This window comes from Oleiphilus sp. HI0061 (genome assembly GCF_001635675.1).
In genome coordinates, this window is the sequence record NZ_LWFE01001314.1 from 1 (window position 1) to 1303 (window position 1303).

The 1303-nt window shown below is 39.9% G+C and carries 2 protein-coding genes; both read right to left on the bottom strand.

Annotation, left to right across the window (positions count from 1 at the left end; genetic code table 11):
• Positions 1–392: 392 nt before the first annotated feature.
• The gene (locus A3735_RS20775; RefSeq protein WP_068511095.1) at positions 393–665 is read right to left on the bottom strand and encodes a type II toxin-antitoxin system YafQ family toxin; all 273 of its coding nucleotides are present in this window, start codon (positions 663–665) and stop codon (positions 393–395) included.
• Positions 665–937 (bottom strand): type II toxin-antitoxin system RelB/DinJ family antitoxin, encoded by a 273-nt coding sequence (locus tag A3735_RS20780; protein ID WP_068511093.1) that lies wholly within the window; start codon positions 935–937, stop codon positions 665–667. Before A3735_RS20780 ends, A3735_RS20775 begins: the two co-directional genes overlap by 1 nt.
• Positions 938–1303: the final 366 nt, after the last annotated feature.

The window sequence follows — 1303 nt, forward strand, 5'->3', positions numbered from 1 at the left end:
CGCAGCTAAAGGCGTTAAATGTTTTTTGGCTCTTAAGGTTTAGGGCTCAATATTCGGCAGGGAATGCTCGTTTCTTATCATGTATTCCTCCGTTTAAAGTTTTAGGGTAGGTGGCACGTTTTCCCACTGTTCCGCTCTGCTGTTTAAGTTTCTCAGGCACATTTGAATTTGTAGAGGCTTCGTCGGTGGTGTGTTCCTAGGGAGTCCGGTAAAGTCGCCATCTAGGGTGTTTTTGTCTCTGGGCCAGTACAAAGGTTTTAACGTGGTGTTTGGTGTAGTTGGGTGTTCTAAAACATCTAACCAGTTCATCAAACATCACTCCGGCCACAAAAACACGTGGCCTGCGTTGGACGCACGATAGAGCCGTGCGCCGTTTATAAAAGCGTTACATGCTAGCGAAATAGCTCACTATGAGTTCCAATCCTTGCAAGTTTTAAAGAGTTATTATCTGCTTTATATATTAAAAGCAAGTCTGGCTTAACATGACAATCACGGTAACCTTGCCAATTACCCGACAACATATGATCAACATATTTATCTGGCAAAGTTTCCCCAAGCTGTAATAGTTTAATCACGTGCCCAACTTCAACTACATCAGGAATGGGCAGTTTCGCAATTTTCTTAAAATCTTTTTTAAATTGCGTTGCGTATTCAAGTGTGAGCATTATTTCAAGCCACCAATGTCTAAATGGTTAAAAAGCTCTTCAATAGTTCCAGCTTTAGTGCCATTTCCAGACTCTAGCTCTTCAATTGCATTTGCTGTCAAAGTATTTGGTGTTTTTGCTTTAAGTTCAAAAGGTATTCCACCATAATTAATAACAGCTTTGGCAAATAGCTTTAAGGCTTGCGAGGTGCTTAGACCCATATCGTCACATACATTAGTAAATGCTAGCTTTGTGTCATGGTCTATGCGTGTACTTAGCATTTCTGTCTTCATATTTGATACCTATTTGCTTAATATGTAATACATAGTAAAACGAAGTATAGCAAAGTGCATGTAACAAGGCCATCTTGCGGATCTCGTTTTCTGTCACCTTTTATGCAAAGAAACGCATAAAAGTCGCCATCAAACTTCGACCGCAAATGGCGGCGTTATATGCGCAAAAGTACCAAACACTTGTACGCGGTTTTCTTAGTTTTGTGCAAAGATGGCCTTCTTATAAAGTCAGGTTATCATCAAGGTTCAGTGTTCTAAAAATTAGTTTTTTGCTCAGCGTAATCGGGTCACTTNGATGGGTGGTTTCGTTGACAGTTCAGGTAAGAATTTAGGGTTTATCGTGGTCAAAATCAGATAAACAAAATA

Coding starts and splice junctions, on each gene's coding strand:
- A3735_RS20775 (WP_068511095.1), bottom strand. CDS start 665: ATGCTCACACTTGAATACGCAACGCAATTTAAAAAAGATTTTAAGAAA.
- A3735_RS20780 (WP_068511093.1), bottom strand. CDS start 937: ATGAAGACAGAAATGCTAAGTACACGCATAGACCATGACACAAAGCTA.